The 23,972-nt window shown below is 71.2% G+C and carries 24 protein-coding genes; 9 read left to right on the forward strand and 15 right to left on the reverse strand.

Going from position 1 to position 23,972, the window contains the following annotated elements; translation table 11 throughout:
* Positions 1 to 80: 80 nt before the first annotated feature.
* From EDD90_RS23905 to EDD90_RS23920, 4 genes are all read right to left on the reverse strand, one after another.
* On the reverse strand, positions 81 to 554 hold the full coding sequence (locus EDD90_RS23905) for a LamG-like jellyroll fold domain-containing protein (protein WP_123975070.1): 474 nt from the start codon (positions 552 to 554) through the stop codon (positions 81 to 83).
* Positions 555 to 832: 278 nt separating this feature from the next.
* Entirely contained in the window at positions 833 to 1,363 is a 531-nt protein-coding gene (locus EDD90_RS23910; RefSeq protein ID WP_260328016.1) for a hypothetical protein, read from the reverse strand.
* A 40-nt stretch (positions 1,364 to 1,403) separates the two neighbouring features.
* Positions 1,404 to 1,580 carry a DUF397 domain-containing protein gene (locus EDD90_RS57515; RefSeq protein ID WP_260328750.1) on the reverse strand — a complete coding sequence of 59 codons (177 nt, stop codon included), beginning with the start codon at positions 1,578 to 1,580 and terminating at the stop codon, positions 1,404 to 1,406.
* On the reverse strand, positions 1,498 to 2,439 hold the full coding sequence (locus EDD90_RS23920; RefSeq protein ID WP_123981554.1) for a helix-turn-helix transcriptional regulator: 942 nt from the start codon (positions 2,437 to 2,439) through the stop codon (positions 1,498 to 1,500). Before EDD90_RS23920 ends, EDD90_RS57515 begins: the two co-directional genes overlap by 83 nt.
* Before the next feature lie 91 nt (positions 2,440 to 2,530).
* Here EDD90_RS23920 and EDD90_RS58620 point away from each other — a divergent pair, with 91 nt between their 5' ends.
* Positions 2,531 to 3,172, forward strand: a complete 642-nt coding sequence (locus tag EDD90_RS58620) for a hypothetical protein (RefSeq protein WP_185149199.1) — start codon at positions 2,531 to 2,533, stop codon at positions 3,170 to 3,172.
* A gap of 6 nt (positions 3,173 to 3,178) precedes the next feature.
* On the opposite strand, the gene EDD90_RS23930 is transcribed toward EDD90_RS58620, so the two are convergent.
* Positions 3,179 to 3,529, reverse strand: coding sequence for a helix-turn-helix domain-containing protein (locus EDD90_RS23930; RefSeq protein WP_123975074.1), 351 nt, complete (start codon positions 3,527 to 3,529; stop codon positions 3,179 to 3,181).
* Positions 3,530 to 3,668: 139 nt separating this feature from the next.
* Between EDD90_RS23930 and EDD90_RS23935 the strand changes: the two genes are divergently transcribed.
* The 3 genes from EDD90_RS23935 to EDD90_RS23945 all read left to right on the forward strand — a co-directional run bounded on the left by EDD90_RS23935 (position 3,669) and on the right by EDD90_RS23945 (position 6,234).
* A complete protein-coding gene (locus EDD90_RS23935; protein ID WP_123975076.1) occupies positions 3,669 to 4,319 on the forward strand; it encodes an FMN-dependent NADH-azoreductase in 651 nt (216 codons plus the stop codon).
* A gap of 120 nt (positions 4,320 to 4,439) precedes the next feature.
* On the forward strand, positions 4,440 to 4,691 hold the full coding sequence (locus EDD90_RS23940; RefSeq protein WP_123975078.1) for a chaplin: 252 nt from the start codon (positions 4,440 to 4,442) through the stop codon (positions 4,689 to 4,691).
* A 169-nt stretch (positions 4,692 to 4,860) separates the two neighbouring features.
* Complete coding sequence (locus EDD90_RS23945) at positions 4,861 to 6,234, forward strand: cytosine permease (protein WP_123975080.1); 1,374 nt, start codon at positions 4,861 to 4,863, stop codon at positions 6,232 to 6,234.
* A gap of 118 nt (positions 6,235 to 6,352) precedes the next feature.
* On the opposite strand, the gene EDD90_RS23950 is transcribed toward EDD90_RS23945, so the two are convergent.
* Both EDD90_RS23950 and EDD90_RS23955 read right to left on the reverse strand, forming a co-directional pair.
* Positions 6,353 to 7,432, reverse strand: a complete 1,080-nt coding sequence (locus EDD90_RS23950) for a CorA family divalent cation transporter (protein WP_260328017.1) — start codon at positions 7,430 to 7,432, stop codon at positions 6,353 to 6,355.
* Between the two features lie 43 nt (positions 7,433 to 7,475).
* Positions 7,476 to 8,855 (reverse strand): PucR family transcriptional regulator, encoded by a 1,380-nt coding sequence (locus EDD90_RS23955; RefSeq protein WP_123975082.1) that lies wholly within the window; start codon positions 8,853 to 8,855, stop codon positions 7,476 to 7,478.
* A 111-nt stretch (positions 8,856 to 8,966) separates the two neighbouring features.
* On the opposite strand from EDD90_RS23955, the gene EDD90_RS23960 reads away from it, so the two are divergent.
* From EDD90_RS23960 to EDD90_RS23980, 5 genes are all read left to right on the forward strand, one after another.
* Positions 8,967 to 9,416, forward strand: a complete 450-nt coding sequence (locus EDD90_RS23960) for a nucleoside deaminase (RefSeq protein ID WP_123975084.1) — start codon at positions 8,967 to 8,969, stop codon at positions 9,414 to 9,416.
* Positions 9,409 to 10,389 (forward strand): isopenicillin N synthase family oxygenase, encoded by a 981-nt coding sequence (locus tag EDD90_RS23965; RefSeq protein WP_123975086.1) that lies wholly within the window; start codon positions 9,409 to 9,411, stop codon positions 10,387 to 10,389. The genes EDD90_RS23960 and EDD90_RS23965 overlap by 8 nt, the downstream gene beginning before the upstream one ends.
* A gap of 145 nt (positions 10,390 to 10,534) precedes the next feature.
* Positions 10,535 to 11,923 carry a condensation domain-containing protein gene (locus EDD90_RS23970; RefSeq protein ID WP_123975088.1) on the forward strand — a complete coding sequence of 463 codons (1,389 nt, stop codon included), beginning with the start codon at positions 10,535 to 10,537 and terminating at the stop codon, positions 11,921 to 11,923.
* Positions 11,924 to 11,994: 71 nt separating this feature from the next.
* Positions 11,995 to 14,085: a hypothetical protein gene (locus EDD90_RS23975; protein ID WP_123975090.1), complete on the forward strand. Its 2,091-nt coding sequence runs from the start codon at positions 11,995 to 11,997 to the stop codon at positions 14,083 to 14,085.
* The gene (locus tag EDD90_RS23980) at positions 14,085 to 15,632 is read left to right on the forward strand and encodes a hypothetical protein (RefSeq protein WP_123975092.1); all 1,548 of its coding nucleotides are present in this window, start codon (positions 14,085 to 14,087) and stop codon (positions 15,630 to 15,632) included. The genes EDD90_RS23975 and EDD90_RS23980 overlap by 1 nt, the downstream gene beginning before the upstream one ends.
* A gap of 97 nt (positions 15,633 to 15,729) precedes the next feature.
* Here EDD90_RS23980 and EDD90_RS23985 read toward each other — a convergent pair whose 3' ends face one another.
* The 8 genes from EDD90_RS23985 to hemL all read right to left on the reverse strand — a co-directional run bounded on the left by EDD90_RS23985 (position 15,730) and on the right by hemL (position 23,757).
* A complete protein-coding gene (locus tag EDD90_RS23985; RefSeq protein WP_123975094.1) occupies positions 15,730 to 16,080 on the reverse strand; it encodes an SRPBCC domain-containing protein in 351 nt (116 codons plus the stop codon).
* A gap of 25 nt (positions 16,081 to 16,105) precedes the next feature.
* Positions 16,106 to 17,200, reverse strand: a complete 1,095-nt coding sequence (gene ccsB / locus EDD90_RS23990) for a c-type cytochrome biogenesis protein CcsB (RefSeq protein ID WP_123975096.1) — start codon at positions 17,198 to 17,200, stop codon at positions 16,106 to 16,108.
* Positions 17,197 to 18,912 (reverse strand): cytochrome c biogenesis protein ResB, encoded by a 1,716-nt coding sequence (locus EDD90_RS23995; RefSeq protein ID WP_123975098.1) that lies wholly within the window; start codon positions 18,910 to 18,912, stop codon positions 17,197 to 17,199. The genes ccsB and EDD90_RS23995 overlap by 4 nt, the downstream gene beginning before the upstream one ends.
* A 3-nt stretch (positions 18,913 to 18,915) precedes the next feature.
* The gene (locus EDD90_RS24000; protein WP_123975100.1) at positions 18,916 to 19,689 is read right to left on the reverse strand and encodes a cytochrome c biogenesis CcdA family protein; all 774 of its coding nucleotides are present in this window, start codon (positions 19,687 to 19,689) and stop codon (positions 18,916 to 18,918) included.
* Position 19,690: 1 nt separating this feature from the next.
* On the reverse strand, positions 19,691 to 20,281 hold the full coding sequence (locus EDD90_RS24005; protein WP_123975102.1) for a TlpA disulfide reductase family protein: 591 nt from the start codon (positions 20,279 to 20,281) through the stop codon (positions 19,691 to 19,693).
* Between the two features lie 77 nt (positions 20,282 to 20,358).
* Complete coding sequence (locus EDD90_RS24010; protein WP_123975103.1) at positions 20,359 to 21,612, reverse strand: hypothetical protein; 1,254 nt, start codon at positions 21,610 to 21,612, stop codon at positions 20,359 to 20,361.
* A 133-nt stretch (positions 21,613 to 21,745) separates the two neighbouring features.
* Complete coding sequence (locus EDD90_RS24015; protein ID WP_123975105.1) at positions 21,746 to 22,432, reverse strand: histidine phosphatase family protein; 687 nt, start codon at positions 22,430 to 22,432, stop codon at positions 21,746 to 21,748.
* The gene (gene hemL / locus EDD90_RS24020; protein WP_123975107.1) at positions 22,429 to 23,757 is read right to left on the reverse strand and encodes a glutamate-1-semialdehyde 2,1-aminomutase; all 1,329 of its coding nucleotides are present in this window, start codon (positions 23,755 to 23,757) and stop codon (positions 22,429 to 22,431) included. Before hemL ends, EDD90_RS24015 begins: the two co-directional genes overlap by 4 nt.
* Between the last annotated feature and the right edge of the window lie 215 nt (positions 23,758 to 23,972).

Here is a 23,972-nt window from a genome sequence, read left to right on the forward strand (position 1 = left end):
CCACTCGAACACCTGCACCTGCTTGATCGAACCGGCGAACCAGTCGGAGGGACCGCTGCTGCCGGTGGCCCGGCCGACCGTCAGGGGACCATGGGCGGCGACGGGGTTGCTGTCATTGCTGCCGACCTCCTGAACTCCCCCACATACAGCAGGAGTTGGCCGCGCGCGCCGTCACAGACGCCCACCAGGTGGGTCCAGACGCCCGGCTTCGGGACGGTGTACGACAGGGCGCGCAGGCCGGGACGGGCGAAGGCCCAGCGGTTCTCGGCGGGCGAGTACTGCAGGTAGAAGCAGCTGACGTCACCGGCGTCCTGGCCGACGGCGGTGGCGAAGAACGCCGGCCGCCCGCTCAGGCTCACCCACGCGGAGACGGTGAAGCTACGGCCCTTGCCGGTGTGGAGCACCTGCCCCCGGGTCACGATCTGGCTGGACCCGCCGTCGAAGAGAGCGGCCCGGCCCATCCCGCCCGCGCCGAGCCGCCCCAGCAGCTGGTACTCCCCGACGGAGCGCGGATTCGCCCGGCTCCAGAGCTGCCACGATCCCTCCCGCGCCACCGGCCTCAGCAGACCCGGTCAGCATAGGATCGGCGACCCGCGCAGGACGGTCACTTCCCGCCCCTGCCAGGCAAGTTGCCCCCTGGTCTGCCCTTTCAGGGCGCCGCGTCAAACCCGGGCGGTACGGGGGCGTACGACGGTGGTTGGGTAGCCGCCCCCGGAATGATGAGCGAGGGGTGGATCTGTGCCACGGCTGAGGCGCATGGCCCCCTGCCGGAAGGCCTGGTCGTACTCGGGCCCGGCACAGATCCGCCGATCTCATCGGCAAGCGGCGGGGGTCAGATGAAGGTCACGTCCCAGTGGACGCCGCCGCGCTTGGGGGTCTCGTAGACATACTCGAGGGAGATGCGGTCGAGGGTGCCGTACCAGCGGGGGTCGTTGCCGCGCGACTTGCCCTTGTGCTGGGTGGTCTTGATCCACTTGGTGAGGCAGGCGCCCTCGTCACGGGTACGCAGGTCGAGCTTGTATCCGTTGGCGTGGGAGCGGGGGCCGGCACTGTGGCCGGACTCGGTACCGCCGGTGATGGTGATCGTGCAGCGGCTGGCCCTCTTCAGGGCGATGACACCCTGGATGGTGCGGGCACGCACACCTTCGAGGGAGGTGCGGCCGGCGGGGTGCTTGATGCCGGCGGCGGCGAGCTGTGCGAGGGCCTGCCGATTGGTCAGCCGGGCGTTGCCGGCCGGGGTGCTGGTGCCGGCGGAGTGCCACTGCACGGGGTTCGCCTGGGCGGACGCCGGCAGGGCTCCGGGCAGGATCGCGACGCCCGCGAGCGCCGCACCGAGCATCAGGCTCTTGATCGTATTTCGCATGACCCGCTTAACGACCTTGAGCACGGGCAGGTCACCGGGCCTACGCCTGATCCACCTCAACGGGGACCCCCGCGACGAAGACCGACCAGGCCGAGCGGCCGACGACGATGACCGGGCCGTCGGGGGTCTTGCTGTCACGGATGGGGACGACCGACATGAACTCGGGGGCGAATTCGAGGCAGTTGCCGCCGTCGTTGCCGCTGTAGCTGCTTTTGATCCACCTGGCTGCGCTGAGCTTGTGCCTGGTCATGGGTGCGCTCGTACCCTTCCATCGCCTCGCCGATCCAAGCGGCAGACTCGGGGGCCGCCAGGGCGTCGGCCCTGAGCACATCATAGGTCTGGCTGAGCCGGGTGAAGACTGCTGGATCGTCGGCGAAATGGCCCTGACTCAGCGATTCCGAGTACACCCAGCGGTGCCCATCGGGCAGCTCGATCAAGGACATTGACGTGGTCGGACGCACCACCCCCGGACGGTCGGCGGGTGCCAGCTGGACACGGATGTTGGGGCGCTGCCCGACCGCGAGCAGATGCGCGCACTGGTCACGCATGACGGCCGCCGTCCCCACCACCTGCCGCAGGCAGCTCTCGTCCAGCACGGCGGCGTACAACGGACCGCCCTCGGCCATGAAGCGCTGCTGTCGGCTCAGCCGCGCCCGCACCTTCTCCTCGACCTCCGTCCCGCTCATGGTCTGGGAAAGCAGGGCGCGGGCGTAGTCCTCGGTCTGCAACAGACCGGGCACCACCAGCACTTGATACTCACGCAGTGCGACGGCCTCCGCATCCATCTCCGCCCTCCGCCTGAACCAATCCGGGTGCTCCACCTGCGGATACCAGTCGACGAGCCCCCACAGCCGTCCCAACGCCCCACCCGTGCCGAGCACTGCGTCCGCCCTCTTCGCGAGCGTGTCCTGCGGTACCCGCGTCCCCGCCTCCACCCGCGCCACCAGGGACCGGTCGCAGGGGATCTGTCTGGCCAGCGCCTCCTGCGTCAGAAGCGCGGCCTCGCGGAAGTGCCGTAGCAGCTCCCCGAAAATGGCGGCGTTGGTGATCACCGTCCCAAGCCCCCTCCGTGACAAGTGCCCGGTGTCACGCGCCGGGCATTGATACCGCCCGTTCCCGTCCGCGACGCTCGATACACCCAGAGTCACGAAGTGGCGCGGAGAGCACATGAACGAGGACAGCGAGAGTCGGATCGAGGCGGGAACGGTCGTCTATGACCCCCGTTCGGACAAGGTCGGCGAGTACCGCGGCAACGCGGGCCCGTACGCCCTGCTGCGACCGGTCAGCGGCGGCCGGGAGTGGGAGGCGCGGCCGGAGTCGCTCCGGCCGGCGACGGCCGAGGAGCGGCTGAGTGCGGAGGTGCGGGCCGTCAACCGGCGTTCCAGTACGCCGGGTTACCCGGCCCTGGAGGCACCGGCGCCGGAACCTGTGCCCGGCTGCACCGCCTGCGCGGAGTTCGCGGCGCAGCGGGCGGGCGCCGAGGCGCGGTGCGACGCGAGTGCGGCGACCGACGCCCACGTACTGCTGCGCAGACATCTGCGGAGGGACCACTGGGGGACCCACCCCCGCCGGACCTTCCGGTTCGTGCCGTATCTGATCACGCAGGACGACACCGCCGAGCCGGAGTACGAGGCGTACTGCGTGTCCGGGGAGGAGGCGGACTGCGGGGCGGCGTCGGGGCCGTGTGCGTCGCCGGCGGCCGTGGAGGAGTGGCAGCGCGGGCACACCCGGGACACCCGGCATGTGCGCTACCGCCGCAGCTTCACCGACTACGCCGTCCTGGAGCCGGAGGGCACGCGGCGGTCCTGACGCCGGTCAGCACGGCCGGTCCGGCAGGTGTTCCTTCGCCCACTCGCCGAGTTCCTTGAGCGAGGGCTCCAGTGCGGCCCCCGCGGCGGTCAGGCGGTACGAGACCCGCAGCGGCGGGCCCTCGTCGACCTCGCGTACGACGAGTCCCGCGGCGGCGAGTTCGGCGAGGCGGTCGGAGAGCATGCGTTCGCTGATGCCGGGGATGGCGCGCCGCAGGTTGGCGAAGTGCGTCGGCTGGTCCAGCAGGACGGAGAGAATCGGGCCGTTCCAGCGCTTTCCGAGCACCTGGAAGACGCGCGTGATGCCGGCGTCCACGCCTTTGCACTGTTCCGGGTCATGGGCCTGCTCCAACGCCATGGGATCAGGGTACAGCCCCACCATGGGATGGCTGAAAAAAAGTAAGCACCTGTGTTATCTATAGCTGAGTACGAATTCTCAGCCCGCGCGACCCGCGCCGGGCTCGTTGTCCCGTTGTCCCGCTTGTCTGGAGCCCCCCATGGCTACCCTTCTTCACATCGACTCGTCGCTCCTCCCGGGCCAGGCCTCCGCCTCCCGCGCCGTCACCGACGCCTTCCGCAAGGCGTGGCAGGAGCAGCACCCCGACGGCACGGTGATCTACCGCGACCTGGCGGCGGAGCCGGTGCCGCACATCACCGCGGACGCCCACCTCGCCGGTTTCGTGGACCCCGCCGACCACACCCCCGGGCAGGCGGCCGCCTTCGCGGACCGGGTGAAGCTGATCGAGGAACTGGAGCAGGCGGACGCGGTGCTCATAGGCGCCCCGATGTACAACTTCACGATCCCGTCGACGCTGAAGGCGTGGCTGGACAACGTGGCGCTGTTCGGCCGCACGATGGGCGAGAACCCCTCCGCCAAGGGAACTCCGGTCACCGTCGTGGCCAGCCGCGGCGGCTCCTACGCGCCGGGCACCCCGCGGGAGCCGTTCGAGTACGTCCAGAACTACCTGTCCGCGGCTCTCGGCGACGGTCTCGGCCTCGACGTCGACTTCATCGTGCCGGAGCTGACCATGGCCCCGCAGAACCCGGCCATGTCCGAGCTCGTGCCGCTCTACGAGGCCTCTCGCGAGCGCGCCCTCCAGGAGGCGGCGACCAAGGGCAAGGACCTGGCGGAGCGTCTCGCCGCATAACCCCTGGTCCGGGCCTCGACCAGGCCGTGGATTGGGCCGAACGGCCCAGCAGGGTGTGCAGGTGCGGTGTCGGGCGGGATGTTCTGGGTCACACATCTCCCCGACACCAAGGAGGCTTTCATGCGCATCCGCGTTCTCGCCGCCACCGGCGCCCTCGCCACGGCCCTCGTCCTCACCGGCTCCACCGCCGCTTTCGCCGGCGACGACGACGGCGGCGCCAGCGCCCACGCCGCCGCGATCGGCAGCCCGGGCTTCCTGTCGGGCAACGTCGTCCAGTTCCCGATCGACATCTCGACCAACATCTGCGGCAACACCCTCAACCCCGCCGGCCTGCTCAACCCGGCGGGCGGCAACATCTGCGTCAACAAGTAACGGCCCCGTCGGTTCCCGACAGATCCGTTCGAGGGAGCTTCCGGAGGACACCGGTCCTCCGGAGCTCCCCGACCGCGTGCGGTGCGTGCAGGTTGTACGCCGGTGAGCCGTCCGAAGCGGACAGTGCGCCCCTGGGCCGGACCGGGCGCGATCCCGACACTTACCTCGTATGACGACTACCACCAGTGTCGCCCCCGAGTACGGCGACCGGGTCATCGCCGTGGAGGCGGCGGGCTCGGAACCGATCCCCGACGCCGAACGCCACGGCGGCCCGCTCCAGTTGCTGTGGACCTGGGCATCCCCCAACATCGAGTTCGCGACCGTCTACATCGGCGTGATCGCGGTCCTCTTCTTCGGCCTCGACTTCTGGACGGCGACCGCCGCGATCCTGCTGGGCTCCGCGATCGGCGCGGTCACCCAGGGCCTGCTGTCGCTGGACGGGCCCCGGTTCGGTGTCCCGCAGATGGTGATCGGCCGCTTCTCCTTCGGCTTCCTGGGCAACATCCTGCCTTCCGCCGCCAACGGCCTGCTCGCGGGCGTCGGCTGGTTCGCGGTGAACAGCGTGAGCGCGGCCTTCGCCCTGAACACGCTGACCGGACTGCGGCCGCTGCCCGCTCTCCTCCTGGTCGTGGTCGCCGAGATCCTGATCGGCTTCATCGGCCACAACTTCGTGCACACCTTCGAGAAGTACGCGTTCCCGGCGCTCGCGGTGATCTTCCTGCTGGCCGGGGTGTGGACGTTCAAGGACGCCGACCTCGGCGGTGGCGGCTCGGGCGGCGGCATCGGCGGCTTCCTGCTCGCGTTCAGCGCGGCCTGGGGGTACGCGGCCGGCTGGAACCCGTACGCCTCGGACTACTCGCGCTATCTGCCGCGCACGGCGAACAAGGCGAAGACGGCCCTGTGGCCGGCCGTCGGCCTGTTCGTGTCGGTGTCGATCGTCGCCGTCATCGGCGCGGCCTCGGCCACCATCGTCGCCCCGAAGGACGCCACCCCGACGGCGGCCTTCACCGGTCACCTGCCCGGCTGGCTCGGCGACCTGGTGCTGATCGCCATCATGCTCGGCGGGGTCTCCGCGAACGCGCTCAACGTGTACTCCGGTGCGATCTCGATCGCGTCCTTCGGACTGAAGCTCCCCACCTGGCTGAGCCGCGGCGCGCTGGTCGTGGTGTCGGGCGTCGCCGGTACGGCGGCGGCCTGGGCCTCGCTGGACGACGCGGGGGCGGCCTACGAGGGGTTCCTGCTGGTCATCGCGTACTGGGTGGCGCCCTGGCTGGGCGTGGTCCTGGTGGAGCGGTGGCTCCAGGGCCGTACCGCGACGGACGAGGACCTGGCCGCCCGGCTGACCGACCGCTCCTTCACCAACTGGCCGGGCCTGGCCGCCCTGTTGATGGGCGTGGCGGTGTCCGTCCCGCTCTTCTCCAACCAGGAGGACTACGTGGGATACGTCCCGAAGCACTGGACGTCCTTCGGTGACATCACCCCAGTGGTCGGCTTCGCGGTCAGCGCCCTGCTGTACGCGGCCCTGCGCAAGCGCCCTCGCTAGCAGCGCCCCGTCAGGGGCGCGGGGCTGTATCGACATGCGGCTGCGCCGCGTGGGCGCGACCAGCCCCCACCTGCCCGCACCCGACCGACGACCCGCCCCGGCCCTCCCAGCGGAGCGCCTAGTCGTCGTCCCGCAGCCGGCGCCAGATCCGGCTGCGGTGCAGCAGGAAGAGCGAGCCGACCACGGCGACCAGCTGGAGTCCGACGGCGAGCAGCCAGAACTCGTCCCTGGTCTCCAGCCGGTTCGTCAGGAACTCGAAGTTCATGCCGAAGAACCCGGTCAGGAACGACAGCGGCAGGAAGATCACCGACACGATGGCCAGCCGGTTGATCACACCGTTCTGTTCGCCCGCCACCAGCGAGCCGTAACTGGCGAAGGCCCGGCGGGTGGCGTCCTGGAGCGCCTCGATGTCCGCGAGGACCAGGCGCGCCGCGCGCTGGAACTCCTGGGCGAGCCGCTGCCGCTCCTCCGGGAAGTCGCGGCTCATCATCCTGCGGGTGATCACCTCGTCGACGCCCTGGAGGTAGGGCAGCAGCGCGTGGTGCAGGACGGCGGAGTGGCGGCGCAGCTGGGACAGCCGGTAGATCTGCTCGGGGCGCCGCCCCTGGAACATGTCGTCCTCCAGCTCCTCCACCTGGAGCAGCGCGTGCACCGCGGCACGGCGGAACGTCGTGAGCGCCTCCTGGAGCAGCAGGAACAGCGTGGCCACGGCGTCGTGCGGCCGCTCCCGCCGCACCAGTGCCCTGATGTCCCCCGCCAGGCCGGCCCGGCGGCCCCGGTGCGCGACCACCAGGTAGCGCTCGGAGGCCAGGGCGTGCACATGGACGACCTGGGCGTCATGGACGACCGGTACGACGAACCCGGCGATCTCGCCCAGGAAGTCCGCCCGCGGGGGCGCGTCCCGGGTGCCGAACCACTCCAGGTCCTCGTCGTCCAGTCCGAGCCGCCGGACCACCGGCTCCTCCGCCGGGCCTTCCTCGGCCGGGCCCTCCTCCGCCGGGCTCTCCTCCTCGGGCAGTTCGACACCGAGGAGCAGGAACGGATCCGTGGCCAGCCGCCGACGTGCCTCCGCCACGGAGATCCGCGCGGTGCCCCCGTCCGGCACCGACACCATCGTCACGATCATCGCCCTCACCGCCCGCGGCCCACGGTCCCAGCGTGCGGGCGCTCCGCGGCCCCCGCACTCGGGTGCGCTCATGTGCCGCGCGGTACGGCCCCGAACGGGTGAGGCCCCGGTGCCCTCAGGCCACCGTCCGCAGCCCGCCCGCCGCCGCTGTGCCCGTGCCCCGCACCACCCGGTGCGCGCAGGCCGCCGTGAGCAGTTCGCCCAGCAGGTCCGGGTCGTCGATCTCCAGGCCGAGCAGGGACTCGATGCGTTCCAGGCGCTGGTAGAGGGACTGACGGCCGATGTGGAGAAGGGCGGCCGTGCGGGTCGGGGAGCAGCCGTGGCGCAGATGGGTCTCCAGGGTGCGGACCAGGTCGCTGGCGTGGGCCGCCTCCCAGTCGAGCAGCGGGCCGAGGGTGTGCCGGACGAGGGCGGCGAGGCGTTCCCGGTTGGCCGCGACCCCGCCCCGGGTGAGCTCGCGCTCCAGGGCGAGGGCGCGGGCGGAGGTGACCAACGGGCCTTCGGGGGCGGCGGGTTCGGCGGGCGGCACGGTCAGCGCGAGTTCGAGGGTGGTCCGGGCCGCGCGCAGCGTCTCGCTCCAGTGCAGCCAGCCGCCGGCCGCCTCGACGGCATGGCCGACGGCAACGGTGAGCCCGGGCCCGGCGACCGCACGGAAGGCCTCCTGAACGGCACGGACGGAGTCACCGGAGCCGAGACCCCCGCCGACACCCGCGCCGACACCCGCACCCCTGCCACCCCGGCTGCCGCCGGCACGAGCACCGTCGGCAGCACCGCCCCGCCCGGCGCCCGTGCCGGCGCTGCCCCGGCCCCGCCCGCCCGGCAGCGCGACCAGTGCCAGGACGTCGCCGGGGAACGCCGCTCGCAGCACCGCCGTTCCGCCCAGCAGCCGTACCGCCCGGTCCACGGCCCCGGTCTCCCGTGTCCCGTGCACCGACACCCCGATCAGCCGTGCCCCGGGCCCCGGACGGAACCCGGCGAGCGCCGACCGGGCCTCCACCTCGGGCTGGTTCAGGGCGGCCCGGTCGGCCAGGTCGGCCAGCAGGGCCGCCGTGTGGTCGTCGCCCCAGGGCCGTAGCACCGACCGCCCGGACAGTCCGCGCGCGACGATCGCCCGGTTGGCGGCCTCGGCGATCCGGACGAAGGGCACCACCCGGTGCAGGGCCAGCAGGGGCAGGCCCAGCCGGCGGGCCTCGTCGGTCACCTCCGTGGGCATGGCCGGCAGCGAGCGGCCGACCTCCACCGCGAGCCCGGCCGCACCGCGCGCGGCCAGCTCCCGGACGTACCGGCGGCGGACCTCGTCACCGGCGTCGGTGAGCCCGAAGCCGTTGGTGAGCAGCAGTTCGCCGCCGTCGAGGAAGTTGGCGCCCTCGTAGACCTCGCTGGAGTGGACCCAGCGCACGGGGCGGTCCAACGCGCTCTCCCCGGCGAGCAGTTCGGGGCGGGCCGCCCGCACCGGATCAAGAGCGAGGACTTCACGGAGGGTGAGTGCGGGCACGGGGACCTCCAGGGTGCCGGTCGCGGCGCTGACATTTCGTCCGGCCGCGGGTTGCCCGGAGGGTACTTTCCGCACGTTGCCCTCGTGTTTCGACCACAGGAGAGTGGAGACATGGATCAGTCGCAAGCCCACACCTGGCTCGCCACCGCCGTCGCCGAGGCCCGCGCCGGACTCGCCGAGGGAGGCATCCCGATCGGCGCCGCGCTCTACGGCGCCGACGGCGCACTGCTCGGCCGCGGGCACAACCGGCGGGTGCAGGACGGCGACCCCTCGATGCACGCGGAGACGGCCGCCTTCCGCGCCGCGGGCCGGCAGCGGACGTACCGGGGCACCACCATGGTGACCACCCTGTCGCCGTGCTGGTACTGCTCCGGCCTGGTCCGCCAGTTCGGGATCTCCCGGGTCGTGATCGGCGAGGCGGCCACCTTCCACGGCGGCCACGACTGGCTCGCCGAGCACGGCGTGGAGGTCGTCCTGCTGGACGACCCGGAGTGCGTCGCGATGATGCGCGACTTCATCAAAGACAACCCGGCCCTGTGGAACGAGGACATCGGTGAGTGACACCAACAGCCCCAGCCCCCGTATCCCCACCGTCGACCTGCGCCCCTGGCTCGACGGTGACGAGGACGGCCGGCGGGAGATCGCCCGTACCGTCGACGCGGCCCTGCGGACCGCCGGCTTCCTGCTCGTCACCGGGCACGGGGTCGAGGACGAGCTGCGCAACGCCGTACGGGAGGCCGCCCGCGCGTTCTTCGCGCTGCCGGCCGAGGTGAAGGCGGCGTACGAGGTGAAGGTCGGCGGGCGGGGGTGGCTGGGCCCGAAGGCGGAGGCCAACGGCTACTCGGAGGGCACCGAGACCCCGCCGGACCTCAAGGAGTCGCTGACCTTCGCGACCCACGAGCCCTTCGACGACCCGGCCGTCAACGGCCAGTGGTACGCACCCAACGTGTGGCCGGCGGAGGTGCCGGAGCTGCGCACGCTCTGCGCGGAGTACCTGGAGCGGATGGCCGCGCTGGAGAAGGAGCTGCTGTCCCTGCTGGGGTACGCGCTCGGGCTCGAACCCGACTTCTTCTCCCGGCACATGGACCATCCGACGTACGGCTTCAACATCAACTGGTATCCGGGCACGGACGTCATCGGCGAGGCCGAGCCCGGCCAGTTCCGGATCGGGCCGCACACCGACTTCGGGACGGTGACCATCCTGGACCGGCAGGCCGGCAAGGGCGGGCTCCAGGTGTACACGGACGACGGCGGCTGGGAGGACGCGCCCTTCGACCCGGCCGCCTTCACCATCAACATCGGTGACCTGATGGCCCGTTGGACCGGCGACCGATGGCGGTCCGGACGGCACCGGGTGCTGCCGCCACCCACCGACGCCCCCGCCGAGGAGCTGATGTCCCTCGTCTACTTCGGCGAGTGCACCCCGGGCACGATCGTCGAGTCCGTACCGGCACCGGTCGGACGGGTCTCGTACCCGCCGGTCGACTCCCATGTCTATCTGCGGGAGAAGCTGGACTCCATCACCGTCGGCTGAGCGGCCGTCGCCTGATCGCTTCCGTGTTTGAGCCGCCATCCGTTCCGTTGAAAAGCGCGGACACGGCATGTCCCGGCCGGACCGCCGTCCTTCCCTAGTAAAGGGCCCACAGCTCCGTGGGCCCTTCACCGTGATCGGAGACGGCGTGCGCATCACCGACATCCAGCGCTGCGAGGTCCGCCCGGGACGGCTCGTCGAGTGGACGCTCAGCCCGGCGACCGTCGAGACCGCGCGGACGCTGCCGGACGACTCCCGGCCCCCGGCGTACATCCAGGAGTCGCACATCCGCACCGCCAGGTCCGTGCGCGAGGACGGGCTGTTCGTGCCGACCTGGCTCGGTACGGCCTTCGACCTGCCCTTCCGGGCCGACCTCGGCACCCTCCAGGAGGCCCTGCGCGCCTGGACGCTGCGGCACGAGACCCTGCGCAGCGGTTTCCGCTGGGCCGGGGACGAGCTGCGCCGGTTCACGCTCGATCCCGGCTCCGTGACGCTGCACCGCGAGGCGGTCGGCGACTTCACCGACGCGGACGCCCTGGTCCGCCGCCTCCAGCACCGCTTCGACGCCGTCGCCGACGCCCTGCGCTGGCCCAACCTCATCTACGCGGCCGTCGTCCGCCCCGACTCCACCAGCGTCTATCTGGCCTTCGACCACAGCAACGTCGACGCCTACTCGCTCCAGGCGCTCCCCGCCGAGATCCACGGCCTGTACACGGCCGGGTCCGGCTCGGCACACCGGCCGGCGGCCAGCTACGTCGACTTCTGCGAGATGGAACGGGCGGATGCGGACCGGCTCGACGACGGCCACGACATCGTCGCCCGCTGGCGGGAGTTCATCCGGCGCTGCGAGGGGACGCTGCCGCGCTTCCCCGTCGACCTCGGCCTGCGCCCCGGCGACCCGCTGCCTCCGCAGAAGATGCTGTGCGAGCCGCTCGTCGACGCGGTGACGGCCGCCGCCTTCGAGGCCTACTGCCGGCCCTACGGCGGCAGCCTCGTCGGCCTGCTCGCCGCCACCAGCCTGATCGTCGGGGAGATCGGCGGGCAGTCCGTGTACCGCACGGTCGTGCCGTTCCACACCCGGATGAAGTCCCGCTGGTCGGAGTCGGTCGGCTGGTACGTCGGCGGCGCGCCCCTGGAGGTCCCGGTGGCCGCCGACCTCCCGGCCGCGCTGCGCTCCGTACGCGCCGGGCTCCAGGCGGCCCGGCCGCTCGCCCGGATACCGCTGGCCCGGGTGCTGCAGCTGCTCGGCACCGACTTCCGGCCCACCTCGCCCGACCTGTACTCGATCGTCTCCTACGTCGACACCCGCGGCGTCCCGGGATCCGATCGGTGGGCCGAGCTGAAGACGTACGGACTGCTCCGGGTGTCGTACGGCGACCAGCTCTGCGCATGGGTGCAACGGCTGCACGAGGGGCTGTGGTTCGCGAGCCGCTTCCCGGACACCGACATCGCGTACAAGAACCTGCGGCTGTACGTCGAGCGGCTGCGCGACGTCATCGCCTCTGTCCCTGAGGCTGTTCCGGGGCCCGTTTCGTAACCATACGGACATCACTCGATCTGGCCCGAAGCAACTCCCCCTTCCTACACTGGCGTTGAGGGGGAGATGCCTTGCACAGACGGTTGCACGGGCGTGGGGCGTTGTTCGACGTCGAGCCGGCCGGGCTCGTTCCGAGAATCGTCGGGTTACGGCCGTACCAGCACCGTGCCCATCCCCTCGAACACCCCGGTGAGCTGCCCTTCGTGGTGCTGACCGGGGCGCGGGGACTCGGCAAGAGCGCGGTGCTCGGCGAGTTGCGGGAGGCCTACAAGGGGCACACCCCGGTCGCCCTGGTCGACTGCGCGGAGGCGCAGTTCGCGGGGCCGCCCGCGGAGCGGCCCGCCGAGTCCTGGTCGCCGGTCGCGCAGGCGCTGCTGGTCGTCGCCGAGCAGCTGGCGGAACCGGTGACCGGGGCTGGGCGGATCACGTTCCCGCGCCTCATGTCGGGCCTGGTCGCGGTGGCCGCCGGCGGCTGGGGCGACGCCGACTCGGAGCGGATCCGGCGCGAGGTGGAGCGGATCCTGCTGCTGAACGAGAGCGGCTCGTGGATCAGCGGGTTCGCGGGGCGCTGGGCCGGAAAGGTGACGGCGAAGGTCGTCGCCGCCGCGACCGGCACCGGCCCGCTGGTCTCCGGGGCCATCGAGGCCACCCTGGAGTCGATTGCCGAGGGCTTCGCCAGCCGCCGGCACCAGAAGGCGTCCGTCTGGTACCGGACCTACCCCAACGCGGGCGGTCACGCCCAGCGCGGACTGATCCTGCTCTCCGGGCACTTCCGCGCCGGCGGCACCTCCCGCGAGCACGCCGAGCGCTATCTCGTACGGGCCTTCCTCGCCGACCTGACGGAGGCGTACGCGGGCGTGCTGCCGCGTATGCAGCGCCTCGGCCGCCCGCTGGTGCTGGTCGACAACGTGCAGACCGGGCCGGGTCCGGGGCTGGTGGAGGCGGTGCTGCGGGACCGTGCCGACGGGGTCGCCGACCAGGTGGCGTTCGTCGCCGGGCTGCGCGGCGACGGCCGGGAGCTGCTGCGGGGCGGGGTACGACGGGAGCTGGCCGAGGTCGCCCGGCGCAGCGAGTGGACGCCGGACCCGGCCGTGCCGTCCTCACGGGCGCTGCTGGTTGCGCTCCGGCCGCTCTCCCCCGACGACACCCTGCACCTGGTCGCCACCCCGGCCGCACCCCAACTCCCCCACGCCGTACACCGGTTGACCGGCGGCAACCCGCTGGGCATCGCCCTGCTCGCGGAGGCGGCCGCGCAGCACCCGGACCGGACCGGCTCGCTGGGCGAGCTGCTCACGGCCGACGTACGGCTGGCCGAGGACGGTCCCGCCGCCCCCGTGTACGTCCAGCTCCTCGACCGGCTGGTCCCAAAGGACCGCCTCGACGAACTGACGGTCCTCGCCGCCGCCCACGACCACGACTCGGCGTGCGCGCTGGCCGCCGCGCTCCTCCCGGAGGACTTCGGCCCGGCGGACGTACGGGCGCTGCAGAGCCGGCTCGTCCGCGAGGGGCTGCCGGTCGTGCCCGGCCAGTTCGTGGGCGATCCCTTCGTACGGTCCCTGCTGCTGCTCCGGCTCCATCTGCGGGACGCCGACCACGGCGGCTGGCGCACCGTGCACGAGACGCTGATCGCGCACTACGCGGAACACCTGGGCACCGACCGGCTCGCCCGCTTCCGGCTGCACCACGAACTGGCCCTGGGCCGGTCCGAGTCCGCGGTCGCGCACCTCCGCGACGGCTTCGCGCTCCTGGACGCCCGCAGCTGGCTGGACACCCTGCGCTTCATCGCCTCGGCGCCCTACTTCCACGCCCATGACGCCGAGGGCCGCGACTTCACCGGCCACGGCGACCGGCGGGCGGCGGTGGCGCTGGGCCGCACGGACGCACAGCAGCGGGTGCCGGACGGCGTGGACGCCGTACTCCAGCTGCGGGTGCGGCGGTTGCTGCACGCGGTGTGGCAGCTCGCCGATCCGCTGGTCCTGCCCGACCCGCGGGTGGCCGACCGGCTGCGCTTCGAACTGGAGCAGCTGTCCAACCTGCGGCCGGCCGGCAACGCGCTGCTGTGGCGGGCCTCCCGGGACTGGCCGGCGGCGGCGCTCGCGGGACGGCCGCCGGCGGATCCGGACGACGACGAGGGTGACGACGAGCGGAGCGGGGTGGCGTGATGGCGCGACGGGGCGTGGGCACGTGGTTACGTGAGGGCGTCTGGGAGATCCCGCTGCGCCGCTATCTGGCCCTGCTGGTCACGATGGGGCTGCTGGCCGGCCTGTTCTTCGGGGTCCGCACCTTCACCCACGACGACCGCTCCTGCGCGCCGGGGGTGGCCCGGCCGGAGGGCAGCGACGAGTGCGTGGGCGTGGCGACGACGGCGTACGACTTCGGGCACCCGCAGCTGCGGGCCACCGTGCAGGCCATCGCCAAGGAGAACGCCCGTCTGAAAGCCGGGAGTTATGTGACGGTGGCGGTGATGCTGCCGTACACCTCGACGGCGGCGGCGAACCTCGCCGACATCCAGCACGAGCTCCAGGGCGCCTATCTGGCCCAGTACCAGGCCAACCACGCCTCCAACGGGCAGTCCCCGGCGATCCGGCTGGTGATGGCCAACCCCGGGGCGACCAGCCGGTACTGGCAGGAGATGGTCACCCGGCTCGCCGCGATGACCGGCGGCACCGACCGGCTGCGGGCGGTGGCGGGGGTCGGGCAGAGCACCGACGCCAACATGAAGGCCGTCAAGGAGCTGACCCGGCTGGGGATTCCGGTGATCGGCTCGTCGATCACGGCGGACGACCTCGCCAACGGGCAGCACGGCAAGGACTCTTACCCCGGCCTCGCGCGGGTGTCGCCGACGAACACCGACGAGGCCCACGCCCTCGCCTCCTTCGCCCAGGTCACCGCGGGCCGGGCGATGCTGGTGTACGACCGGCCGGGCGATCCGTACACGCGGACGCTGCAGACGTCGTTCGAGGCTCTCATCAAGGGCTCTCCGCACCTGTCCCAGCCGTTCACCCCGCCGGCCGACCGCAGCCAGGAGGGGACGACCGCGAACACCTTCCGGCAGATCACCCTGCTGATCTGCGGCACCCAGCGGTCGATCGACACGATCCTGTTCGCCGGACGCCACACCCAGCTGCGGCAGTTCATCAACGCGCTGGGCGCGCGGGGGTGCCAGGACCGGAAGTTCACGGTGCTGACCGGCGACGAGGGGTCGTACCTGACCGCGGAGAAGAGCCTGCACCGCGATGTGCTGGGGCCCACGCTCGCCGTCCGGTACACCGCGCTGGCCCATCCGGACGCGTGGGGCAAGGGCAGTCCGCGGACGGGCGGTACGGCGGCAGACATGGCGACGCTGACGGCGCTGCTGAAGAGCGCGGTGCGGGCGCCGGTGGGGCCGATCGGGCCGGTGGCCCTGGAGGACGGTCAGCTGATCATCGCGTACGACGCGATGCAGCTCGCGGTGCACGGGATCCGGGAGGCTGTGCCGGAGGGGAGGTCGGTGCCGACGCTGGCCGATGTGGGGTTGCAGTGGCCGCAGGTGAAGGGGCCGCTGCGGGTGGACGGGGCGAGTGGGTGGATCTGCCTCGATGTGCACGGGAATCCGTACGACAAGGCTGTGCCGATCGTGGAGTTGCGGCCGGGGGGCGGGTCGCGGTTCGTGACCATTGCGTGGCCGGAGGGGAAGCCGCCGAGTGCGGAGTGTCTGCCGCCGTCTTAGGCTGCGGGCCCGGTGGGGGCTGGTCGCGCCCACGCGGCGGAGCCGCAACTTGACACAGCCCCGCGCCCCTGAGAACTCGGCGCTCCGCGCCTTGTTTTCATGCCACGGATGCGACCAGACGTTCGAATCGGTGCCGCCAATCTCGCTCCGTCGCCGTCTCCCCCGGGAACTCGTGCGTGAAGCGCAGGACACTCGCCGTCTCGCCGTCCGGCTCCAGGTGGAAACGGATTCTGCCGCCGGGGTCGACCGTGTACTCGGCCATGCGGTCGACGTCCCATGCCGTGATCGTGCCGGTGCCCAGGTCGCCCAGGGTGACCGTGCCGCCCAGTCTCGGTTGCAGGACGTCCGTGGGGGTGAACCAGGTGGCCAGGCCCTCCGGGGTGGAGAGGCTGGGCCAGACCTGGTCCATCGGCCTCGGCAGTCGTATCAGCAGCTGAAGGACGGCCATGGGACCAGTGTGGCCCCTGGACGGGTCAGACGCCCGCGTAGGAGTGCTTGCCGGTGACGAAGATGTTGACGCCGTAGTAGTTGAAGAGCCAGCAGCCGAAGGCGATCATCGCCAGGTAGGCGGCCTTGCGGCCCTTCCAGCCGGCGGTGGCGCGGGCGTGCAGGTAGCAGGCGTAGGCGACCCAGGTGATGAAGGACCAGGTCTCCTTGGGGTCCCAGTTCCAGTAGCGGCCCCAGGCGCTGCCCGCCCAGATCGCGCCCGCGATGATCGTGAAGGTCCACAGGGGGAAGACGGCCGCGTTGACGCGGTAGGCGAACTTGTCGAGGGACGCCGAGGCGGGCAGGCGCTCCAGGACCGAGGTGGCGAAGTTGCCGGGCTTGCCGCCGTTCTCCAGCTTGCTCTCGTACGCGTCCTTGAAGAGGTACAGGATCGTGGCGACCGCGCCCACGTAGAAGACCGCGCCGCAGAAGATCGCCGTCGAGACGTGGATGTAGAGCCAGTACGAGTGCAGGGCCGGGACCAGCGGCTCGCTCGCCGTGTAGAGGACGGTGACCGCGAGGCCGAGGTCCAGCAGGACCGTGGTGATCAGGAAGAGGCCGAGCCAGCGGACGTTCTTCTTCAGGGCCAGCAGGGTCAGGTAGACGGCGACCGCGACCGTGGAGAACGTGATGTTGAACTCGTACATGTTGCCCCACGGCGCCCGCTGCACGGAGGCCGCGCGGGTGATCACGCCCGCCAGCTCCACCAGGAAGGCGAGGACCGTGAGGGAGATCGCGATCCGGCCGTAGAGGTCGCCCTGCTCGTCGCCGCCGTGGGCGCCGGGGCCGTCCGGGACGTCCCGCGCGCCCGCCGCGGACCGCACGACGACCTGCGGACGCTCCAGTACGGCGGTGCCGCCGGCCTTCTTGACCGTCACGGCGGGCGCCTTCTTCGCCGGCGCGTCGGTGGTGAGCGCGTTGGCGGTGCGCGCGACCCGGCTGCGGCTGCCGAGCAGCCACTCGAAGATGTAGGCGAAGAAGGCCAGCGTGTAGACGGCCATCGAGGAGTAGATGAGCGTGTTGCTCATGCTCGCGAGATGCTCGTTGGTCGCGGCGAGCGTGGTCACGGCTGGGGAAGTCATCGCTTCTCAGGCCCTTCGGCAGGTACGACTTCGGGGTTGGGGGAGGTGACGGATTCGTCGTCTTCGGCGTCGGGGGCCCCTGGCGCCTGGTCGTAGAGGATTCCCGCGAGGTCGCCCAGTTCCTCCGGCACCTTCGCGGACTCGCTGCGGCCCAGCCCGGCCATCTCGACGACGGTGACGCCGTCGGGGCCCTGGACCGCGCGCACCCAGACGCGGCGGCGCTGGATGAACAGCGAGGCGGCGAGGCCGAAGATCGCGGCGATCGCGCCGGCCAGCGCCCAGCCGCTGCCGGGCTCCTGGACGATCTCGAAGCCGGCCCATTCCCTGACGTCCTTCTCGAACGTCACGGATCCGGCGCCGTTCGGCAGCTGCATGGTCTGGCCGGGCTTCAGGTTGTCCCGGAGCTGGGCGCCCTTGGAGTCCTTGAACTCCTTCATATGGGTCTTGTCCAGCTGGTACACGCTCTGCGGGATGCCCGAGTCGATGCCGAGGTCGCCGTGGTACGGCGTCAGGTTCAGCACCGGGTTCTGCAGCGACGGGAAGGCGGAGAGCACCGAGGAGCCGCCGCCGTACGTCGGCAGGAAGAACAGGGAGATGCCGAGCTGTTCGCTGGTGCCCTGGGCGTTCTTGTAGCCGTCCAGCACCTTCACCACGCCCTGGGAGGTGATGTTGGCGTCGAGCGGGAGCAGCGGGACGGCGTCGCGGTAGACGATGTCGCCCTTGCCGTCGCGGACCGTGATGACAGGCGCGTAGCCGTGGCTGACGAGGTAGACCTTGGCGTCGTCGATCTGCAGCGGCTCGTTGACCTTGATGGTGGTCCGCTTCGGCTTGCCGTACGCGCCCTTGCGGTAGTCGATGTCCGCGTTGAAGGTGACCGGTGTGCCCTTGCTGGGGCCGCTGGTCTGGTAGCTGGCGCTGAAGTTCCTCAGGTTGAAGCTGAACGGCACCAGGTCGTCGGTGCTGAACATGGAGCCGGACTTGAAGTCGTCGTACTGGCTCAGGGTGTTGGCGAACCCGTCGCCCTCGACGACCAGCTTGGTGCCGTCCGACTTGTACATCTGGCCGGAGGCGAAGGCGACCAGCAGCACGATCAGCGCGATGTGGAAGATCAGGTTGCCGAACTCGCGGACGTAGCCCTTCTCGGCGGCGACCGCGTTCCCGGCGATGTGGGAGCGGAAGCGGCGCTTCTTCAGCAGCTTGAGGGCGGCCTCGCGGACTTCCTCGGGCGTCGCGGTCGTCCGCCAGGTCGTGTACGCGGGGAGGCGGTCGAGGCGCTTGGGGGCGCCCGGCGGGCGGCCGCGCAGCTGGCCCACGAACTGCCAGGCGCGGGGCACGATGCAGCCGATGAGGGAGACGAACAGCAGGATGTAGATCGCCGAGAACCACACCGAGCTGTAGACGTGGAACAGGCCGAGCTTGTCGTAGACCGGCGACAGCGTCTTGTGGGCCTTGCGGAAGTCGGCGACCTTGGAGATGTCGGCGCCGGTCTGCGGGATCAGCGAGCCGGGGATCGCGCCCAGCGACAGCAGCAGGAGCAGCAGCAGCGCGACCCGCATCGAGGTGAGCTGCCGCCAGAACCAGCGGGCCCAGCCGATCACCCCGAGGCCGGGGACGATCGACGGTTCCTCGACGGGGGCGGTGGAGAGCTGGGAGCCCGCCTCGCCGAGTTCCCGCCGGTCCTGCTCGGTGTTGTCGGTTTCGGTCTTGCTCATGGATCAGATCCCCACAGTGAAGCCGGCGGACCAGGACTGCATGTCCTGTACGAGGCGGTCCCAGGCACCCGTCAGGAGCAGCAGACCGGTCACGATCATCATCGTGCCGCCGATCCGCATCACCCAGACGTAGTGCCGCTTGACCCAGCCGAACGCGCCGAGCGCCTTGCGGAAGGCGACCGCCGCGACCACGAAGGGCACGCCGAGCCCCAGGCAGTAGGCGACGGTCAGTATGGCACCGCGCCCCGCGCTCGACTGCTGGGAGGAGAGGGCCAGCACGGAGGCGAGGGTCGGGCCGATGCACGGGGTCCAGCCGATGCCGAACAGCGCGCCGAGCAGCGGAGCCCCGGCCAGTCCGGCGGCGGGCTTGCGGTGGAAGCGGAACTCGCGCTGGGTCATCCAGGGCATCAGGCCCATGAAGAAGATCCCCATGAGGATCATGAGGACGCCCAGCACCTTGGAGAGCACAGGGCTGTTGGCCTGGAGCGTGTCCCCGAAGTAGCCGAACAGGGCCCCGCTGGAGACGAAGACGGCGGTGAAGCCGAGGACGAAGAGGGAGGCGCCGGCGACCATCCGGCCGCGCCGGGCCTCGCCCAGGTCGGTGCCGGTGACCCCGGTGACGTACGAGAGGTAGCCGGGGACCAGGGGCAGGACGCACGGGGAGAAGAAGGAGACGAGGCCGCCGAGCAGGGCGACGGGCAGGGCGACCAGCAGCGCGCCGTGCAGCACGGTCTGGTTCGGGTCGGTCCCCGCGGCGAGCGTGGTGAGCGCGCTCACGTCACTTCTCCGCGAGGACCGGGTCGATCATCTCGCGCAGCCGGTCCTCGCTGAGCGGGGAGAGCGAGCGTGCGGCGATCTTCCCTTCCCGGTCGAAGACCAGGGTGGAGGGCACCGTCTGGAGGTTGAGGGTGCCCTTCTTGAAGCGCAGCAGCATCCGGCCCGTCGGGTCGTACAGGCTCGGATAGGTGACGCCCTGCTGCTTCTCGAAGGCGACCGCGTTCTGGACGCTGGTGTCGCGGGTGTTGATGCCCACGAACTGCACGCCCTTGGCGCCCAGGTCCTGGTAGACCTTCTCGAAGTTGGGCGCCTCGGCACGGCAGGGGGCGCACCAGGAGCCCCAGACGTTCACCACGACGACCTTGCCCTTGTAGTCGGCGACGTCGAGCTGCTTGCCGTCGACGGTCTTGCCGGACAGGTCGGGTGCCGCGGCCCGCTCCCCCTTCTTCACGGTGGAGATGCCGTCCGAGCCCATGACGAAGTTGGTGTCACCGCCGCCGCCGGAGGTGCCGCCGTTGCCGCACGCGGACAGGGTCAGGGCCGCCGCGGCGGCCGTGGCGCCGAGCAGGACGGCGCGGCTACGGGTACTCATGTGAAAAGTTTCGCATGCCCGTTCTGGGGATCTTGCGCGCCCCCCTCGGTCCGGGAAAGGTCCGGGAATGCCGCCTTTCAGGCCGCGGCACCCTGCTTGAGGAAGGCCTTCCAGCCGCCCGCCGGCCGCTGCCCGACGTCCAGCGTGCGCAGCTTCGCCAGCACCGCCGGCTTCTGTACGTCCATCCAGTCCACGAACTGCCGGAAGGAGACCAGCCGGACGTCGGCGCCCTTCTCCTTCTCCCGGGCGATGTGCTTGAAGGCCGCCTCGACGGAGTCCATGTAGATGCCGCCGTTCCAGTGCTCGAAGTGGTTGCCTATGAAGAACGGCGCCCGGTTCGTCGTATATGCACGCTCGAATCCCGCTATGTACGCCCCTGTCGACTGCGTCCGCCAGCCCGGGTAGTTGTAGGCCGGGGCCTTCGTCGAGTTGACCGACTGGTTGGCGAGCATGTTGTAGTCCATGGAGAGGACCTCGAAGCGGCGGCCGGGGAACGGCACCTGCTGCAACGGCAGATCCCAGATGCCGAGCTTCTTGCCCGGCCACACCTGGCGGCCGCCGGGCGAGGAGGCGTCGTAACGCCAGCCGAGCGAGCGGGCGGTGGGGAGCAGGTTGTTCTGGCCGAGGAGGCAGGGGGTGCGGCCGCCGACCAGTTCCTTGTCGTAGTCGAAGGGGAGGGAGGGCAGGTCGGTCCAGCCGGTGTTGGTCCGCCACTCCTTCACGAACGCCTTGGCCTGCTGGATCTCGCTGCGCCACTGGGCCGGCGTCCAGTTGCCGACGGTGCCGTGGCCGGAGCAGAAGTGCCCGTTGAAGTGGGTGCCTATCTCGTGCCCTTCGAGCCAGGCGCGGCGGACGTTGGTGAGCGTCGACCTGATGTGCTCGTCGGTGAGGTAGCCGATGTCGGAGGCGCCGCGCGGGTTGTTCGGGGGGTCGTAGAGCCGCTTCTTCGACTCGGGCAGGAGGTACAGCCCCGAGAGGAAGAAGGTCATCGACGCGCCGTGCTCCTTGGCCAGGTCCAGGAAGCGTGGGAAAAGGCCGTTGCCGACCTCGCCGGCGCCGTCCCAGGAGAAGATCACGAACTGCGGCGGGGTCTGGCCGGGCTCCAGCGGCTCGGGGGCGGCGGGCTGGTGGGGCTGCTTGCCGCTGCGGGAGGTGGAGCCGTCGCCGAGGGGGTGGGCGGTGACGGTCGGCTTACTGCTCGACGGCTTGCCGGCACCCTTGGCATGGGCCGGTCCGTCGGACGGTGTGGCGGTGCCGCAGCCGGCGAGGCCGACTCCGGCCGCGGCCCCCGCACCGATGCCGAGCATTCCCCTTCGGGTGAAGGTCCCCATGGTTCCCCGATTCGTCACGTCCTCTGGTGGTCACCCAGTCAGAGGGCGTGACGATCGGATGGGTTCCTAGGCTTGTCAGATAAGCAGCGGGAACAGGCCGAAGGTGGCTGAAGTTCCGCAACTCGCTTGCGACTCAGGCGCCGAAGGCCTTGTCCTTGCCCTTCACGGGCTTGGCACCGGCGCGGAGATGGGCCGGCACGAGGTCGATGGCGGGCTCGCTGTAGCCGACGGAGACGATCTTGTCCCCCTGGTACGTGAACGTCGTCAGGGAGGCGAGCGTGCACTGCCGCTTGCGCGGGTCGTGCCAGAGCCGGCGGTTCTCGACGTACGACCGCAGGATCCAGATCGGCAGCTGATGGCTGACCAGCACGGCCTCGTGACCGCGCGCCTGGTCCTTGACCGTGTCCAGCGCGCCCTTCATCCGGACGACCTGGTCGACGTACGGCTCGCCCCAGGACGGCTTGAACGGGTTGACGAGGTACTTCCAGTTGGCGGGGTTCTTCAGCGCCCCGTCACCGACACCGAAGGTCTTGCCCTGGAAGATGTTCTCGGCCTCGATGAGCCGCTCGTCGGTGCCGAGGCCGAGCCCGTGCGCCTTGGCGATCGGGGTCGCGGTCTCCTGCGCGCGCTCCAGCGGGGAGGCGACGACATGGGTGACGTCCCGCCCGGAGAGGTGATCGGCGACCCGGTCGGCCATCTGCCGGCCGAGCTCGGAGAGGTGGTAGCCGGGAAGCCTGCCGTAGAGCACCCCCTGCGGGTTGGCGACCTCCCCGTGCCGCATCACATGCACGACGGTGATGTCCTGGCTCTTCTCAGTCATGCTGCCGTGGCCTCCGCGGCCGCTCGGGCCGCCGCCGGGAGGGCGTCGGCGATCTTCTGGATGGCCCGCTCGTCGTGGGCCGTGGAGACGAACCAGGACTCGAAGGACGACGGCGGCAGGTAGACGCCGTTCGCGAGGAGGGAGTGGAAGAACGCGGTGAAGCGGAAGGACTCCTGCTTCTTGGCGTCCTCGTAGTTCCGCACCGGGCGGTTGGTGAAGAAGACGGAGAACATGTTGGAGGCGGTCTGCAGCTGGTGCGCGACGCCCTCCTTGCTCAGCGCCTCGCCGACGAGCCCCTGGATCTGCTCGGAGACGGCGTTGACCTTGTCGTACGCCGCGTCGTCGAGCAGCCGCAGCTGGGCGAGGCCGGCGGCGGTGGCGACGGGGTTCCCGGAGAGGGTGCCGGCCTGGTAGACGGGCCCGGCGGGCGCGAGGTGCGCCATGACGTCCGCCCGGCCGCCGAAGGCCGCCGCCGGGAACCCGCCGCCCATCACCTTCCCGAAGGTCATCAGGTCGGGTACGACCCCGTCCACCCCGAACCACCCGGCCCGGCTGGTCCGGAACCCGGTCATGACCTCGTCGGAGATGTAGAGGGCGCCGTTCCTGGCGCAGGCGTCCTTGAGCCCCTGGTTGAAGCCGGGCCCCGGCGGCACGACCCCCATGTTCCCGGGCGAGGCCTCGGTGATCACACAGGCGATCTCCCCGGGGTGCCGGTGGAAGGCCTCCTGCACGGCTTCGAGGTCGTTGTACGGCAGCACGATCGTGTCCTGGGCCTGGGCACCGGTGACACCGGGGGTGTCGGGCAGCGCGAAGGTGGCGACGCCGGACCCGGCGGCGGCCAGCAGGCTGTCGACGTGCCCGTGATAGCACCCGGCGAACTTGATCACCTTGGTGCGCCGGGTGAACCCGCGGGCGAGCCGGATGGCGCTCATGGTGGCCTCGGTGCCGCTGCTGACGAGCCGCACCTGCTCCAGGGGCTCGATCCGGGCGACCATCTCCTCCGCGAGGGCGACCTCGCCCTCGCCGGGCGTACCGAAGGACGTACCGTGCGACACGGCCTCCTGGACGGCGGCGATGACCTCGGGGTGCGAGTGCCCCAGGATCATCGGCCCCCACGAGCAGACGAGGTCGACGTACTCGCGCCCGTCGGCGTCGGTGAGGTAGGCCCCCTTGCCGGAGACCATGAAACGGGGGGTGCCGCCGACGGCACGGAAGGCGCGCACCGGCGAGTTCACGCCCCCGGGCGTGACGGCGGAGGCGCGGTCGAAGAGCGCCTGTGACACGGGCGCGTCGTAGGGATAGGGCGTTTCGCTCTGGGCACTCATGACGTGCGCTTCTCCGACTTCTCGGACTCCGGTTGCTGGGTGACCTTCTCAGGGTAGGCGCAGCGGGGCGTGTCCCGGTCGGGGCCACCCTTCTCCTCGCAGTGCCTGAGGCATCCGTGCGGTATCTGCGAGACTGTGACCCGATACACGCAGCTCATCCGGCCCGTCGGCGGCCGGACGCTGTAAAGATCCTGCGGACTGATGTTTCGACGCAC

It is taken from the genome of Streptomyces sp. Ag109_O5-1 (assembly GCF_003814875.1).
Classification (GTDB): Bacteria; Actinomycetota; Actinomycetes; order Streptomycetales; family Streptomycetaceae; genus Streptomyces; species Streptomyces sasae.